The organism is Candidatus Sulfurimonas marisnigri (genome assembly GCF_015265475.1).
GTDB lineage: Bacteria > Campylobacterota > Campylobacteria > Campylobacterales > Sulfurimonadaceae > Sulfurimonas > Sulfurimonas marisnigri.
The window spans coordinates 1,627,752-1,642,246 of the sequence record NZ_CP054493.1; the positions used below are offsets into that span (position 1 = coordinate 1,627,752).

The following is a 14,495-nucleotide window of genomic DNA, read 5'->3' on the forward strand; positions in this document are numbered from 1 at the left end:
GTTTATTTCACTGCAGTTTTATTGCAAGTAGAAGCTTCATACTCTTCATTATATGACAAGTTTGTGCATGATAAAATACCATATAACTCCATTTGTTGCCCACTAACATGGCAAACTTCAGCACCCTCACTATCTAAGAAAATGAATTGTTCATACTTATGATCACTCTTTTGTATATATTTAGAATAAACAACAAAATAAGCATTCTTAAGATTTGGAATTTTAGCACATGCATTTATATATTTATCACATTCTTTATCAACACTTTTTATCTCTAAAACGTCTGACTGAATAGTGTTTAATAAAACCTTTGGTAGTTTTGGTAATTCTGATTCGATATTTTTATATTTTTCTACACCACTCATTTTCTATGCCTTTAAGCTAGTTTTGCCAGATTTTACCCCTTTTTATTTTACAGCTAACTTAATAAAAAAATATCTGCAATTGTTATTAAAAAGATTTTATTTCTTTATTAAGTTTTAATGCGAATTTACCTAAAATAACAAAAATATCACACTTAAGGTTTTACTTAATGATTACATGGATGCAGAGACATAAAAAATGGCTCATAATTACTATTTGGATTTCTACAATAGCTTTTGTTGGAGCAGGTTTTGTTGGATGGGGACAATACAGCTATGGTGACAAAGCTGGTGCAGTTGCAAAAGTTGGGAATATAGAGATAACTATGGGTGAGCTTCAAAAAAGCTATTCAAATCTATATAATCAATATAGTCAAATGTTTCAAGGAAATTTTGATGAAGAGAAAGCTAAAAGTTTTGGACTAAAATCTCAAGCCTTGAGACAACTTACTCAACAAGCGCTCATAATAAACCTCGCGAATTCTTATAATTTGGAGGTTAGTGACAGTGAACTACTTGAGAAAATAAAAACACAAAAGTACTTCTTTAAAGATGGTGTTTTTGATAAAGAGGCATATAAACAGGCATTATCAAGAAACAATTTAAGCCTTAAAGAGTATGAAGCTGATGTAAAAAAAGAGTTATTGATTGAAAAAACTTTTAAATTAATTCCTATAGATGCCAGAGATAGTGAACTAAAAATAATTGACACTATTGCAAATGTAGCTGATAAAATCAACTATAAACTCTTAAGTGCAAAAGATATAACTATTGAGACTTCAGATGAACTTCTAAAACTTTTTTGGGAAGGGATAAAAAACAGTTTTATGACTGAAGTTAGCTATGAAGTTAAGTTTATCAAACAAGCTAAAATCTCAAAAGAGTTTGATTCCAATACAATAAGTGAATACTATAACGAAAATAAAACTCACTTTAAAGATAGCGATGGGAAAATTTTATCACTTGAAAATGCAAAAGATAAAATAGTTGAAGAGTTAAATGCAAAAGAGACAAAGAAAGAGGCTCTAAGAGCATATATAGCGTATAAAAAAGGCAACTTAGAAAATTCTGATGTAAAAAGCTCTACTATCTCTGCATCAAACAATCCGTTCAACAGTGATGTTATAACAAGTATATCAAAGTTAAGTATGTCATCTCCATTCCTAAAACCTGTTTTGGTTGGAGAAGAGTATTATACTTTTGAATTGGTTAAGACTAATCAATCAGAAGTAAAAAGCTATGCAGAAGCTAAAGTTGATGTTTTACCACTCTATACTGAGGAACAAAAAAGATCTAAATTACTTGAATTAGCAAAAAATTCCGTTGATACTTTTAGTGGTAACACAACAAATTTTATAACAGCTATAGATGCAGACAAACTAACAAATTTAAATCTAACAGATGCAAATGAATTTTTAAGTAAACTATTTACTTCTCAAGAGAAGAGAGGACTCATTACTTTAGAAAATGGCAACATTGTTATCTATAACATCTTGGAACAAAAACTGCTTACTAAAACTAACACTAATCAAGAGAATCCAATTGTTAGATTAAAAAGTGCTATGTTTAATGAAGGCTTAGTTAAAAAGTTACAAAACAAGTACAAGACAGAGATTTTCATCCAAGGACTCTAAGTTGAGTAGAACTGTTTTAGCCATTGATATTGGCTCAACAAAAATATGTGCAATTATAGCCGAGATAGCTGATGATAATTCTATTGCAATCACGGGTGCAGGCATCTCTAAAGCACAAGGTCTCAAAAAGGGAAGCATTACAAATATAGAGTTAGCATCAAAATCAATAAGAACTGCAGTAAGCGATGCAAAAAGAGTCTCAGGAAGTGATGTTAAAACTGCTATTGTCTCTATATCTGGCGCTTATACAAAGAGTTTAAACTCAAATGGAATAGTAAATATTCAAAACAAAGAGATAAGCTTTAAAGAGATAGAGAAGGTAATGCAAACTTCTCTATATAACGCTAACATACCAAATGAGTTTGAAGTTCTTCATGCACTACCTTTCAATTTCAAAGTAGATGATCAAGACTTTATAGAAGATCCACTTGGGATGAATGCTTCAAGACTTGAGGTAGATACACATATAATCACTACCCAAAAATCTAATCTTAACAATCTAAAAAAAGCTGTGCGCGGAGCTGGTATTGAAGTAGAAAATATTGTTTTAAATAGCTATGCTTCTTCGATTGCTACACTAAATGAAGATGAAAAAGAGTTGGGCGTTGCTCTCATAGACATGGGTGGAAATACAAGTAATATAATTATTCATTCAGGTAACTCAATTAGATACAATGACTTCCTTGGCGTTGCATCTAATCATGTTACAAGTGACTTATCTATGGCTCTTCACACACCACTTAATGTTGCAGATAGTGTAAAATTAAATTATGGCTCACTACTTACTCCAAGTAATGACTTAATTGAGTTACCAATAATTGGAGATGAAACAACTACTCATGAAGTTTCTTTAGAAGTTGTGCATAATGTTATCTATGCAAGGGTTGAAGAGACTTTAATGATTTTGGCACAGTTTATAGAGAACAGTGGCCTAAAAGATCAAATAGGTGCTGGTGTTGTTTTAACTGGTGGATTTTCTCAAATGGAGGGGATAAGAGATTTAGCAGTGGCAACTTTTGGCTCTATTCCTGTTCGTATTGCTAAACCTAAAGAGATGGATGGTCTTTTTAATAATCTTCGCTCAGCCGAATATTCAAGTGCTATTGGACTAGTGATGTATGCTGCATCATCATATACACAATATGAGATAGATGTAAACAAAAGAGTACGACACTCTAACGAAGAACATATACAAAACAGTAGTGTAGACTTTAGTGATGATTCAGACATTCCAACTCCTCCATCACCAGAAGAGACAAACAAAGAGAGAATGATTTCCCTCTCTTCAAATAAAGAAAAAAAGAGTGATGAAGCAGGAACATTTAGTAAATTTTGGAACTGGGCAACCCAGTTATTTTAAGGAGAGATTATGGAAGCATTTTTAATTGAAGAAACAAGTAGTACAAGTGGTGCAAGAATAATCGCAGTTGGCGTTGGTGGCGGCGGCGGAAATATGATTGGGCATATGATTAAAGAGGGTGTTGTAGGCATAGAGATGATGCTTGTCAATACAGATGCTCAAGCACTAAGTAAATCAGAAGCTACTTCTAAAATACAAATTGGCGTAAAATTAACAAAAGGTCTTGGAGCTGGAATGAAACCAGCTGTTGGTGAAGACTCTGCTGTTGAAAACTATGATGAAATTAAAAATGCTCTTAGTGGTGCTGATATTGTATTTATTTCTGCCGGTCTAGGCGGTGGAACTGGAACTGGCGCTGCTCCTATTGTTGCCAAAATTGCAAAAGAAGTTGGTGCATTAACTATCTCTGTTGTAACAAAACCTTTTACATTTGAAGGACCAAAAAGATTAAAACTTGCAGAAGATGGACTGAGCGAACTTAAAAAGGAGAGTGATTCTATAGTAGTTATACCAAATGACAAACTACTATCTATCATTGACAGAAAACTAGGACTAAAAGATAGCTTTAAAATTGTTGATAGTGTTTTAGCTCAAGCTGTTAGTGGAACTTCTGGAATTATACTTTCAAATAGTGAAAATGACATAAATCTTGACTTTGCTGACTTAAAAACAGTTATGGGACACAAGGGAATGGCTCTGATGGGAGTTGGAGAACATGAAGGTGAAAATGCTGCTTATGAAGCTATTAAAGCAGCTATAGAGTCTCCTCTTCTTGATAACATGTCAATAAATGGCGCTATGGGTGTTTTAGTTCACTTTAATATGCATCCAAACTTTCCTATGATGGAAATATCTGAAGCTATGATTGTAGTTCAAGAGAGTGCTCATGATGATGCAGAGGTTATATTTGGTACTTCAACTGATGAAACACTTCCTGAGAACTATATGAAAATCACTATCGTAGCAACTGGTTTTGAAAAAGATTTAACAAACAATGAAAATTTTGTTAGTGAAAATCCTTCTCCAGTAATTAAATCTCGACCTAGAATTGTAGTTGGTGGTGATTTCAATAGTGATGAGTTAGATATTCCGTCTTTTATGAGAAGACAACAAGACTAAAAGCACAAAGGACACTCAATGATAAAGCAACTTTTGATAATACTATTTCTTACTATAGTTACTTTTGCAACTGATATGAAGATGCAAAATAAAGAACTTGTAGATTATACCACGATACAAAACAAATTTATCATTGATGTCGATGAGCCAACCAACTCACAAACACTTCCTAAACAAATTGATAGATATACAAAACTTGTAAATATAAAAACAGGTAATTCCGAACTTGTATATATTTATGAAATAGATACAAATTCACAAACAGATGAAGCCGTAAAACTAGAAGATAGAGCTACAATGAAAGAAGCTATCATAAGAGGCACTTGTATTAGTTCAAAGCAATTATTGGAAGCAAATATATCACTACAGTATTTATATAAAAGTTCAAGAACAAAAAAAGAACTGTTTAAATTTCAAGTCAACCATGAGAGTTGTTTTACAATTTAGAGCACAACACCATTTTTTATGTAATATATTGCTACATACAAGCTTAATAAAACTACATAAAAAGTATTAAACAAAAGTGAAATGTTATAACTTCTTTGTGACTCTTTAATAAAACCAACTGCTATCCCATAAAATGTTCCTACAAAAAGTAAACTATATATAATATATCCCACATAATAGTAGTCACGCTGTAAAAAACAAAATGGACAGTGATGAGATGGAAGTTCATATATATATGTACCAAAAAAAGAGATTAAACTAATCAAAGCAACTACTATAAAAAGAATATTTGCAAATGCAAATAAGTATCGTTTTTTCAAAAAATGAAACAGTGCTATAAATGAAAAATTACAATAAAATATAGTTAAAAGAGTAGTTGTGCCTAATGTTAAAACTGAAGAAATAGCAGAGGTAGAAGAGCTAGAGTATATACTTCCGCAACAACTCACCATCTTATCTATCTCTATTGTATTAAACGTAACTACTTCTAATATTATCTCTAGCATAAAAAAGAAAAACAGAGGAATGAATACTCCAAACTTTAGCTTAGTGTATGGTTGATTCTCATACTTTACATCTTCTACATGTAGTTTTAGCCAATAAGCAAAAAGGTAAAGGTTTATAATTTTAAGAACTATTAGCAAAGCCCCATATTCAGTAGCATCAACAACCCCTGCTCCGCACATGGCACCTGTTAATACATTTGATATTTTGTCTAGTGTAAAAATAAAAAAAATAAAAAGTGGGACTTTTATTGCAAAGATGAATTTTATAATTGTAGCGCTCAAAACACTCTGCTTCTCTAAAGCATATTGAATTTTAGATGTAGAGTTAATATCAAATTTAAAAAATATATTTACGCTAAGAGCAAATGCAACTATTGCAAAAAGTGCAAAAATAAAATTTAGTATCAGTATAGTTAAGACTTCTGGAGAGAGTAACATTAGCTAATTATGCCTTGGTTTATTTCAATCTCTCTATCTATAATATCAAGGGTAAAGAAAATAGGGTCATGGGTAGCTATAACAACTGTTTTACCTTGAGCTTTTAGCTCCTTTAATATCTCTATAAATGCAAGTGAAAGGTTCTTATCCAAGTTTGCAGTTGGCTCATCAGCTAAAATAATTTTAGGCTCATTAATATTAGCGCGAGCTATAGCTACTCTTTGCTGTTCCCCTCCTGACAAATTTTTTACAAGCATATCTTTTTTATGCTCTATATGGAACATATCTAAAACTCTAGACAATTTTTCTTCAATAACATCTACATGTAGATTCATCGGAATAAGTGCTAAAACAATATTTTCTTTAACACTAAGATTTGCTATAAGATTATACTTTTGAAATATAAATCCGACATTATCACGCCTGAAGTCTGATGAAAAATCATCTGAGAGTTTAGAGATTCTCTTATTATCAACTATAACTTCTCCACTAGTAGGTTTACTAAGAGCAGCAATAAGCGAGAGAATTGTACTTTTTCCACTCCCACTTGGACCTCTTAAAACCACCAACTCACCCTCTTTAATAGATAAATTTATATCATCTAATGCTGTTATAATATTGTTTTTATTTATTTCATATTTTTTAGTAATATTTTTTAACTCTATCATCTTATAACCTCGTCAGCTTCTAATGTAGCACTTTTCCAAGATGGAATAATTGTCGCTGCTATATAAATTGGTACACTTAAAAAGAACACAATGGATAATGTTTGAATATCAAAAACAAAAGGTAATTCAAAAGATGTTTTTAACTCTGAATAGCCTGTAAAAATATTTTGTAAAAGTGGCGCTTTAAAAATATACACAAAAGCTAAAGATAGTAAAACACCAAATAAATATGAAAAAATTGAGATAATAAAACCTTCATAAAACTTCTCTTTTAAAATATCATTTACCCTCCAGCCAATTGCCTTAAGTATCCCTATCTCTTTTTTTTCTTCGCTGCTAAGTCCACTTACTTTATCGTAAATGATAATAAAAAATGTGAAAAGTGTTATTATAAAAAGTGCTAAAAACACTCCACTTTTGTAATCAAAAATATTTTGATAACTAATTTTCAAATCATCTTTTGTTATTACTCTGCTATCTGGAAACATAAGCTTAATTTTTGAAGCAACAGTTTGGATTTCGTCTATATTTGAGACTTTAACAACTATGTCTGTAGCTTTAGAATCTTCTATATCAAAAATTTCTCTAACATTTTCTTTACTCATGACAATCATATCATTAGATTCTAGCTCCGTATCTCCTTTAAAAACTCCACTAATCATAATTTTTTTGAGTTTACCATCTGGTTTTATAAAATTAAAGTACTCGTTGTAATAGATCTTTTTCATACTTTTTTTAACACCTTCTCCAACTATCATTGAATTAGTACTAAAATCTAGAGTTTTCGCAACATTTTCAAAGGAGTTTTTATATTGTTCTTCATACTTCTCTATCCCAACAATACTAAAGTTTACACCAAGATTTTCAAAATAGTAATATCCCCAGACTCTGGACACTGTAGAGTTAACCCCCGCAATTTCTAATATATCGTCGGCTACACTAACATCTATATCACTATGACGACCTGCTTTAATCTTTTGTACCACAATCTCTGGCAGAGTATCTACTGTGCTTTGCAGTTCATACTTTATGGAGTTTGTTATAAAGAAAACTGATGTTAATATAAATATAATAAGAGTTAAAACAGTAGTTATAAAAAAGCTCTTATACTTTTGTCTCAGTAAAGAGTTTATTGCATATTCAATTAGATAAATATTTATTTTATTTCTCATTTAAACTCTTTTTATTAATGATGCGAGAGTGCGAGTAAGTAAAAGTTGATACAAAGTACTCTCTCAGACTACCATCATCTTTAAATATAGAGAACATGTCGCTCATACTCCTATGTCGAACATAACTAGCTTCAGTAGAGATAGCTAAATCTGGCAACCCTACCATCTTCACAAAAGCCACTTTAGAGTTTATCCTCTCACTACCGCTTTTACTGCCAAGATAGGTAATCTCTGCAATAACAGCTCCAACAAGAAGCAAAAAAGTATAAAAGAGAACTCTGCTTTTTTTATTAATCAAGCTTGTTCACTTCCTCTTTTTTTATATCAATAAAATTCAAAACTTTAACTCCCTTATGATCAATGTAAAAAGTTTTTGCTTCGCTCTCATTTTTAAATGGGATAATTTCATCTCCCATAGGTCCATAAACGTCACTCCCTATAACATAGTATGCCTCTTGTGCATTTATAGCTTTTTGAGAGTAGTAGTCTGTAACTATGATTTTAGAAATTCCATCTTTATGTTGAAAATAGTACTTCATCATATCTTTTACACCATCAAATGAGAAATGAAAATTGGCATAAAATATTTGAGCAGCCCATTTTGGATATTTATAGACAAACATCCCGCAAATAGGACATTTTTCATTTTGTGTGACCTTTATAGTATTATCAGCTTTTGCTAAATCTTCAAACCTTTTTACTTCCCATAGGTAAATTGAAACTGCTTGAAGCTCTTTTTCTTTTAGCTCCTCACCATTTTTTGCCTCACAAAGGTTCTTATTTTTAATTGCTGACTTTAACTCATTAATTTCTAAATAGTTATTGGGCTCAATATCTTTATTACATACATTTTCAAAGATTTTCTTGCCCATTGGGTATATTTTCTTCTTTTTCTTCTTATTTATCATTTGAATATCAGACTCTAAAGATTTATTTGCAATATTTATTGCTTTGTCAAAACTAACAACTTCGCCGCCGTTTTCAATACTAAAATCTTCTGCAGATTCAGTATTTATAAAAGCTAGTTTACTAACCTTCGTCATCGTCCCTTTAACATCTGAGCCAACTACGTAAAAAGCTGTTCTAGCATCTATTAGTTCTTCATTAAGCACATCTATGACTTTCACTTCATTAACGTTTATTTTATGCTCCAGCATGTCCAATGCTAAACATCTAATAGAACAATATTGTCTATTTTTACCGCTAGGCAGCTTAGAGGTATGAGAAGTTTTATAGTTCATTTTTATACTCATTCCACAGACACTACACCAATGTTTATGATTGCCACTTTGGAGTAAGAGAGGCTCTAAAGTTGATTCTTTTGTAAATGCAAAAAGTGAAGGTGATGAAAGAAGGAGCAAGAATGTACCCAAAAAAAGTGTAGTTTTTTTCATAGAAAAAGTTTCCTATATTTATAATTACATAAATATAGCTAAAGAGTGTTAATTCTACGTTAAAAAAGGTTTATGAAAGTCTTAAAAGCATTAATCTTCTAACGAATAATAGGATAAGTGATATTGCTAAAATTTTAAAATCAAGTTCACTTGCAAAATGAATATTAGCAAAAGTGTCACTTTGAGTTGCTTCCATGCCCAATGCTTGCATAGCAAGTATTTTAGGAGCATATACAGCACTAAACATAATTGAAGAAAAAATTACTGTAGCAGCACTAATTAAAGCTATTGTATCACGCTTACCACTTTTGTACAGTAATGCTTCATATACAAAAACATAAAAAGCCAAAGCATATACCCAGTATGAAAAACGGTGGAAAATTTCACCCATAATTATTCCAGAATTATATTTATCAAGCGTCACACCAATTAATATCTCATTAGAGTGAAAAACTACAGGCGCTACTATAGGACCTAAAACCATAATCGCACCAAATGTAGCTGCTAATATAATAAAATAACTAAAATCAAAATAAATTCTTTTACTCACTCTTATAACCTTATTGTAAAGCCTCTATCAAAACTAGCTAAGTCTTTATAGAACACTAAACTCTTAAATTTTCTATTTTTCAAATAAGATTGTATCTTATCCTTTTGGTCATAACCAAATTCACAACTAAACAAGTTAATGTTTCTATTTAAGACTTCATCAAGAAGTTCTTTAACTATCTCATCACCAACTGTACCACCAAAGAGAGCATTTTGAGGTTCATAAGATAGATTAAATTCTAGAGGTTCATTATCTGAAATATAAGGTGGATTAGAGACTAAATAATCTATATGTTCAGTTACCGGCTCAAGCAGTGAACCAAGCCTCAATTCAATTCTATCTTGAAGTTCAAACTTTTTTATATTTACCTCTGCGATATCAAGTGCTTCTTGTGAGATATCAACAGCTATAATACTTGCATTTGGAAATATTTTTGCAAGCATTATAGAGATAATCCCACTACCAACACCAACTTCGACAAATGTTATTTTTGCATTTTTATCTGGAATATTTTTTATAACTTCATCTATTAATAGTTCTGTTTCGGGGCGAGGTATTAGAGCACCTTTTGCTATATAAAACTCTTCACTGTAAAAACTCACACTGTTTGTTATGTATTCCAGAGGCTCATTTTTAGCTCGTCTTTGCACCCACTCTAAAAGCTTCTCACTATTTTGCACATCTGAGTTTTGGTTTGTTAAAAGCCAAAGCTCATCAACACTAAGATGAGCCATAAGAAGAAGCTGCGCCTCTCTTGATGCTCTGTCTATGATAGGATTTAGAGTAGTCGTTATCTCTTTTAAAATATCTTTTACTAAATATTTGCTTGACATGTACCCTCTAAAGCACTTTTATCTAACTCTGCTATATCAACACCCAATGCTTTTAATCGCTCTAAAACAGGTGGGTGAGTATAGTGAAAAAAGATATATATAGGGTGAGAGAGTGGAAAACTCCTATTCTCTGTCACAAGTTTTTTAAGTGCACTTGCAAGCTCAACTTCACCACCAACTCCTGCTAATTCACTCCCCATTTTATCTGCTTCGTACTCATTATGACGACTCACTATACCCATAATTGGCATCATTAAAAAACCTAAAACTGGCATAAATAGAAGCAGTAAAATAATTAATACATAAGGTGCTTGAGATAGTCCCAACTCCAGATAAAGTGATTCTGGAAGGTTTCCAAAAATTCCAAACATTGCAAAAAGCATAGCGCCGACTAAACCTATATTTTTATATATATCTCCATGTGCAAAGTGCCCTAGTTCATGGCCTAAAACAGCAAGCAACTCTCTTGTACTAAGTTTCTCTATCAGTGTGTCAAAAAGTACAACTCTTTTTGCTTTACCAAATCCGCCAAAGTAAGCGTTTAGTCTTGCATCACGCTTACTTGCATCACTTACAAACACACCAGAGCTTACAAAACCTGTTTTTTCCATTAGAGATTTTATCTCAGAATCTAGTTTTTCATCTTTAAGAGGAGTTAGTTTGTCAAAAAACATCGCTCTAAATGCAGGGTAAAGCATATTTATTAAAATAACAACACTAAATATAAAAAGAAAACTCCAAAGCCACCAGAGGGTGAAGTTTGATATGATCAAGTAAACACCCCAAACAACAATAGAGCCAAATATAAGTGTCATTGCAAATGAGATAGCAGTATCTTTTATCCATTGAGACATACTTGATTTATTAAAACCAAATTTTTCGTCTAAAATAAATTTCTCATAATATGAAAATGGCAAAGAGACAACAGAACCTATAATTAAAAACCCCATAACAATGGCAATGTTCATTACAGCTTCATTTTCAAACAATATAGTGTTCTCTAAGGCTTTAATACCAAAACCTATCCATATTATAAATAGTAAATAATCTATAAAAGCACTTGCTATAGACATCTTCTCTTTTGCAACACTATAGTTACCAGCTTTTAGAAAATCTGCATCTGACAAAAGTACAGCCTTGCCTCTTTTTGCCTGGTTAACATAGCCTATCTGCATAATACTTGCATAGATAGTAATAAGCACAAAAATAGTATATATACCAATAATCATCATTAACATTTAAAGACCTTCAAAAAATTTTCGTATTCTACCATTATTTATCTGTGAAATAATTTCATAACTATTTATAATATTTCTTATTGTTATTAATTATTAGATAAAATATAGAAAACAGAGGGGCTAATATGATATCAAACCAAAATGTCAGTAAAGTATATAAAATGGGAGAGGTTGATTTAACAGTTTTAAAAGACCTAAACCTTCAAATAAAACACGGTGAGTTTGTTGCAATTGTTGGACCAAGTGGTAGTGGAAAAAGTACCGTATTAAATCTGCTTGGATGTTTGGACAAGCCTACTGACGGTAAAATATTTATAGATGAAACGGATGTAACTCAGCTAGACACCACAGCCTTAGCAAATTTCAGAGGTGAAAACATAGGTTTTATTTTTCAAAGTTTTAACCTCATTCCAGTTCTTTCAGTTTATGAGAACATTGAGTATCCTTTAATTATGATTCAAAACTTACCAGAAAAAGAGCGCCGTGAGAGAATCATGACTCTGCTTAAAGATGTTGACATGTTAGACCAAAAAGACAAATTTCCAGATCAACTTTCAGGTGGACAACGACAACGAGTCGCTATTGCAAGAGCCTTAGTAACTAAGCCTAAGATTGTCTTTGCTGATGAGCCTACCGCAAACCTAGATACTCATACATCAAATCAGATTATCACTCTTATGCGCAATATTCAAAAAGAGTTTAACACTACCTTTATCTTCGCTACTCATGATGAAAAAATTGTTACTGCAGTAGACAGAATCATTACACTTGTTGATGGTGTTGTTACAGATGATAAAAGGGTTGCATAATGAAAAATATAATAAAAATTTCTTTTAGAAATCTACTTAGAAGCGGCAGAAGGACTCTCTTGACAGCTAGTCTTATTACTATCGGTGTGATGTTTGTTTTAATCTACTCAGCACTCTCTGGCAGTTTTAAAGCCTATATGGTTGGACAGGTTACTGACTCAATGTTGGGACATTTGCAAATTCACAGAAAAGGGTATGTAGCCTCTGTTGACAACTTGCCACTTAACAAAAACCTTAATGAGAAACAAATAGCTAAAATAGCTGAAATTTTAGATGAGAGCCCTTTTATTGAGAGTTATGCACTACGCCTTAAACTCGGTTCAATGTTCTCCAATTATATAGAATCAACAAGTATTAGATTAAACGGTATTGACCCGCAAAAAGAGTCTAAAACTCTTCCTCTGTTTGAATCACGCATACAAGGTGCAACAATAGACTCACTTAAAGAGGGGACTATCTTAGTGCCGGAGTTATTGGCAAAAGGGATGCAGGTTAAAACAGGAGACACAGTAGTTTTAGTTGCTACAAACCAAAAAGGCTCTGTCAATGGGCTTAACTTTATGGTTACAGGAAGCGTAGAAGCTGCTTCAGGACCAGGTGGAAGAGATGGTTATATTCATATCAATGATGTTAAAAAGCTTCTTAGACTAAAAGAGGTAGAGATAAGTGAAGTGGTAATTAGACTTAAAGATGTTAACAATTTAGAAAAAGCCATGAAGGAACTAGCGCCACTAACTAAGTTTACCAACCAAAAAGGGAAGCCTGTTTTTGAAGTGCACTCATGGAGACAACTTAGCCCTTTTTACAACATTGTTAAAATGCTAAACCTTATGGATATATCTATTAAAATCATCTTAATCTCAATAGTACTTATTTCTGTTTTAAATGTAATGGTAATGAGCGTTTATGAACGTATTAAAGAGATAGGAACCATAGCAGCTATGGGTACAACACCAAGCACGATTACTAAGCTATTTTTAACGGAGGGCTTAATGCTTGGTGTATTTGGTACTATTTTAGGAAGTATTATCTCTTATGGAATTATTTTTATAATCAATGCTATTGGTATAACTTTTGCCTTTGGTAGACAAGCTGAAATAACACTAAACCCTGTTCTACACTTCAATGAGATGGTAATAGTAAGTGTTATAGTAATAATAATCTCTCTTATTGCTTCAATCTCTCCTGCTAGAAAAGCAGCGAAGCTCAACCCAGTTGACGCTTTAAGACAAAACTAGGATTTTTCTAATGAAATTATTTGCCATATTACTCACACTAAGCACAATGCTGTTAGCGGAAACTCTATTAGAGACAATTGACAGAAAACTAACACCCGTCTCTGCACAAATGTATAAAAAACTTATAAACATTGAGCCTGATGGCTCTAAAAAAGAGTTTATGATGTTTCAAGCAAAAAAAGACAAAGATAAAATGGTTTCACTGTTCTTATCTCCAGATAGTGAAAAAGGTCGTGCAACTCTACGTCTCGGTGATAACATGTGGCTCTACATCCCAAATGTTGGAAGACCTCTACGAATTACGTCAATGCAGTCTGTTGTAGGAGGTGTTTTTAACAATGCTGATATTATGAGGCTTGATTTTAGCACTGAGTACGATGTTGTAACCCAAGAGAAAAAAGAAGATTTTATACTTCTTAATCTAAAAGCAAAAAATGACACTGTCTCCTACGATAAACTTGTAATGCAGGTTAATAAAAAAACTCTTACACCTATGGAGGTGGAGTGTTATACTTCTACTAAGATGCTGATTAAAACACTCTACTACAAAGAATCAAAAGACTTTGGTGATGGAATTGTCCGCCCTTCTGTTGTTGAGACTATCTCTCCTATGTATAAAGGTTATAAATCTATTATGATTTACGGAAAAATCACACCTAAAAAATTTCCTGATGAAGCATTTACTTTAGACTCTCTTGCAAACGCTTCAGAACTTAGAAGATAGTTA

Annotated in this window: 16 protein-coding genes; 7 read left to right on the forward strand and 9 right to left on the reverse strand. The window is 32.1% G+C overall.

Translation table 11 applies throughout. The features are described from left to right. Positions 1-2: 2 nt before the first annotated feature. Positions 3-365, reverse strand: a complete 363-nt coding sequence (locus HUE87_RS08210; RefSeq protein ID WP_194365713.1) for a hypothetical protein — start codon at positions 363-365, stop codon at positions 3-5. A gap of 167 nt (positions 366-532) precedes the next feature. Between HUE87_RS08210 and HUE87_RS08215 the strand changes: the two genes are divergently transcribed. The 4 genes from HUE87_RS08215 to HUE87_RS08230 are packed head-to-tail and all read left to right on the forward strand — an operon-like array spanning position 533 to position 4,922. Then, a complete protein-coding gene (locus tag HUE87_RS08215) occupies positions 533-1,996 on the forward strand; it encodes a peptidylprolyl isomerase (RefSeq protein WP_194365714.1) in 1,464 nt (487 codons plus the stop codon). Position 1,997: 1 nt separating this feature from the next. Further along, positions 1,998-3,356 (forward strand): cell division protein FtsA, encoded by a 1,359-nt coding sequence (ftsA, locus tag HUE87_RS08220; protein ID WP_194365715.1) that lies wholly within the window; start codon positions 1,998-2,000, stop codon positions 3,354-3,356. Between the two features lie 9 nt (positions 3,357-3,365). After that, a complete protein-coding gene (gene ftsZ / locus HUE87_RS08225; protein ID WP_194365716.1) occupies positions 3,366-4,475 on the forward strand; it encodes a cell division protein FtsZ in 1,110 nt (369 codons plus the stop codon). Between the two features lie 18 nt (positions 4,476-4,493). Further along, complete coding sequence (locus HUE87_RS08230; protein ID WP_194365717.1) at positions 4,494-4,922, forward strand: hypothetical protein; 429 nt, start codon at positions 4,494-4,496, stop codon at positions 4,920-4,922. Here HUE87_RS08230 and HUE87_RS08235 read toward each other — a convergent pair. The 8 genes from HUE87_RS08235 to HUE87_RS08270 form a co-directional block, all read right to left on the reverse strand. Continuing rightward, positions 4,919-5,866, reverse strand: coding sequence for a hypothetical protein (locus HUE87_RS08235; protein ID WP_194365718.1), 948 nt, complete (start codon positions 5,864-5,866; stop codon positions 4,919-4,921). The two genes, HUE87_RS08230 and HUE87_RS08235, sit on opposite strands and share 4 nt — an antisense overlap. After that, the gene (locus HUE87_RS08240; protein WP_194365719.1) at positions 5,866-6,534 is read right to left on the reverse strand and encodes an ABC transporter ATP-binding protein; all 669 of its coding nucleotides are present in this window, start codon (positions 6,532-6,534) and stop codon (positions 5,866-5,868) included. The genes HUE87_RS08235 and HUE87_RS08240 overlap by 1 nt, the downstream gene beginning before the upstream one ends. Next, the gene (locus tag HUE87_RS08245; protein WP_194365720.1) at positions 6,531-7,706 is read right to left on the reverse strand and encodes an ABC transporter permease; all 1,176 of its coding nucleotides are present in this window, start codon (positions 7,704-7,706) and stop codon (positions 6,531-6,533) included. The genes HUE87_RS08240 and HUE87_RS08245 overlap by 4 nt, the downstream gene beginning before the upstream one ends. Beyond that, the gene (locus tag HUE87_RS08250; RefSeq protein ID WP_194365721.1) at positions 7,696-8,004 is read right to left on the reverse strand and encodes a hypothetical protein; all 309 of its coding nucleotides are present in this window, start codon (positions 8,002-8,004) and stop codon (positions 7,696-7,698) included. The genes HUE87_RS08245 and HUE87_RS08250 overlap by 11 nt, the downstream gene beginning before the upstream one ends. Continuing rightward, positions 7,997-9,100, reverse strand: a complete 1,104-nt coding sequence (locus tag HUE87_RS08255) for a nitrous oxide reductase accessory protein NosL (protein ID WP_194365722.1) — start codon at positions 9,098-9,100, stop codon at positions 7,997-7,999. The genes HUE87_RS08250 and HUE87_RS08255 overlap by 8 nt, the downstream gene beginning before the upstream one ends. A 70-nt stretch (positions 9,101-9,170) precedes the next feature. Continuing rightward, entirely contained in the window at positions 9,171-9,650 is a 480-nt protein-coding gene (locus HUE87_RS08260; protein ID WP_194365723.1) for a DUF4149 domain-containing protein, read from the reverse strand. A gap of 2 nt (positions 9,651-9,652) precedes the next feature. Then, positions 9,653-10,483 (reverse strand): peptide chain release factor N(5)-glutamine methyltransferase, encoded by an 831-nt coding sequence (gene prmC / locus HUE87_RS08265; RefSeq protein ID WP_194365724.1) that lies wholly within the window; start codon positions 10,481-10,483, stop codon positions 9,653-9,655. After that, the gene (locus HUE87_RS08270) at positions 10,465-11,721 is read right to left on the reverse strand and encodes a M48 family metallopeptidase (protein ID WP_194365725.1); all 1,257 of its coding nucleotides are present in this window, start codon (positions 11,719-11,721) and stop codon (positions 10,465-10,467) included. The genes prmC and HUE87_RS08270 overlap by 19 nt, the downstream gene beginning before the upstream one ends. A 125-nt stretch (positions 11,722-11,846) precedes the next feature. Here HUE87_RS08270 and HUE87_RS08275 point away from each other — a divergent pair, with 125 nt between their 5' ends. Genes HUE87_RS08275 through HUE87_RS08285 form a run of 3 tightly spaced genes read left to right on the forward strand, consistent with a single transcriptional unit; the run spans position 11,847 to position 14,492 of the window. Then, a complete protein-coding gene (locus HUE87_RS08275) occupies positions 11,847-12,530 on the forward strand; it encodes an ABC transporter ATP-binding protein (RefSeq protein ID WP_194365726.1) in 684 nt (227 codons plus the stop codon). Further along, positions 12,530-13,768 (forward strand): ABC transporter permease, encoded by a 1,239-nt coding sequence (locus HUE87_RS08280; RefSeq protein ID WP_194365727.1) that lies wholly within the window; start codon positions 12,530-12,532, stop codon positions 13,766-13,768. The genes HUE87_RS08275 and HUE87_RS08280 overlap by 1 nt, the downstream gene beginning before the upstream one ends. A gap of 10 nt (positions 13,769-13,778) precedes the next feature. Next, entirely contained in the window at positions 13,779-14,492 is a 714-nt protein-coding gene (locus tag HUE87_RS08285) for an outer membrane lipoprotein-sorting protein (protein ID WP_194365728.1), read from the forward strand. Positions 14,493-14,495 lie beyond the last annotated feature (3 nt).

Excerpts from the sequence above, each read along its gene's own strand:
- HUE87_RS08210 (WP_194365713.1), bottom strand. The coding sequence starts at position 365 with ATGAGTGGTGTAGAAAAATATAAAAATATCGAATCAGAATTACCAAAA.
- HUE87_RS08215 (WP_194365714.1), top strand. The coding sequence starts at position 533 with ATGATTACATGGATGCAGAGACATAAAAAATGGCTCATAATTACTATT.
- ftsZ (WP_194365716.1), top strand. The coding sequence starts at position 3,366 with ATGGAAGCATTTTTAATTGAAGAAACAAGTAGTACAAGTGGTGCAAGA.
- HUE87_RS08230 (WP_194365717.1), top strand. The coding sequence starts at position 4,494 with ATGATAAAGCAACTTTTGATAATACTATTTCTTACTATAGTTACTTTT.
- HUE87_RS08235 (WP_194365718.1), bottom strand. The coding sequence starts at position 5,866 with ATGTTACTCTCTCCAGAAGTCTTAACTATACTGATACTAAATTTTATT.
- HUE87_RS08240 (WP_194365719.1), bottom strand. The coding sequence starts at position 6,534 with ATGATAGAGTTAAAAAATATTACTAAAAAATATGAAATAAATAAAAAC.
- HUE87_RS08245 (WP_194365720.1), bottom strand. The coding sequence starts at position 7,706 with ATGAGAAATAAAATAAATATTTATCTAATTGAATATGCAATAAACTCT.
- HUE87_RS08255 (WP_194365722.1), bottom strand. The coding sequence starts at position 9,100 with ATGAAAAAAACTACACTTTTTTTGGGTACATTCTTGCTCCTTCTTTCA.
- prmC (WP_194365724.1), bottom strand. The coding sequence starts at position 10,483 with ATGTCAAGCAAATATTTAGTAAAAGATATTTTAAAAGAGATAACGACT.
- HUE87_RS08270 (WP_194365725.1), bottom strand. The coding sequence starts at position 11,721 with ATGTTAATGATGATTATTGGTATATATACTATTTTTGTGCTTATTACT.
- HUE87_RS08275 (WP_194365726.1), top strand. The coding sequence starts at position 11,847 with ATGATATCAAACCAAAATGTCAGTAAAGTATATAAAATGGGAGAGGTT.
- HUE87_RS08280 (WP_194365727.1), top strand. The coding sequence starts at position 12,530 with ATGAAAAATATAATAAAAATTTCTTTTAGAAATCTACTTAGAAGCGGC.
- HUE87_RS08285 (WP_194365728.1), top strand. The coding sequence starts at position 13,779 with ATGAAATTATTTGCCATATTACTCACACTAAGCACAATGCTGTTAGCG.